Source organism: Salipiger pallidus (assembly GCF_014643635.1).
In the GTDB taxonomy this organism is placed as follows: Bacteria; Pseudomonadota; Alphaproteobacteria; order Rhodobacterales; family Rhodobacteraceae; genus Salipiger; species Salipiger pallidus.
Genome location: NZ_BMJV01000023.1, coordinates 1 through 630 on the forward strand (window position 1 = coordinate 1; position 630 = coordinate 630).

A 630-nucleotide genomic window follows, 5' to 3' on the forward strand; every position below is an offset into this window, starting at 1 on the left:
CGACAGCTCCCAGTTCGACGATTTCGAGACGGGCAACTTCTTCATGCGGGTGAGCTTCCGCTCGGAAACCGGTGCCGATCTCGCCAGCCTCGAGGAACGCTTCGCCCCGGTGGCCAAAGGCCTCGACATGGACTTCGCCTTCCACGACGAGACCGCCAAGATGAAGGTGGTCATCATGGTCTCGCGCTTCGGGCATTGCCTCAACGACCTGCTCTACCGCTCGCGCATCGGCGCGCTGCCCATCGACATCGTCGCGGTGATCTCGAACCACATGGATTACCAGAAGGTCGTGGTGAACCAGGACATCCCCTTCCATTGCATCCGCGTGACCAAGGAGAACAAGCCGCAGGCCGAGGCCCAGATCATGCAGGTGGTCGAGGACACCGGCGCCGAGCTCATCGTGCTGGCCCGCTACATGCAGATCCTGTCCGACCAGATGTGCCAGAAGATGTCCGGCCGGATCATCAACATCCACCACTCCTTCCTGCCCAGCTTCAAGGGCGCCAACCCCTACAAGCAGGCCTTCGAGCGCGGCGTGAAACTCATCGGGGCCACCTCGCATTACGTCACCGCCGACCTCGACGAAGGCCCGATCATCGAACAGGACACGGTGCGCGTCACCCACGCGCA

General features: G+C 62.4%; 1 protein-coding gene. It reads left to right on the top strand.

All coding sequences use genetic code 11. The features are described 5' to 3' along the window. On the top strand, positions 1-630 hold a 630-nt coding region (locus IEX41_RS21355; RefSeq protein WP_188792231.1), incomplete at both ends, for a formyltetrahydrofolate deformylase.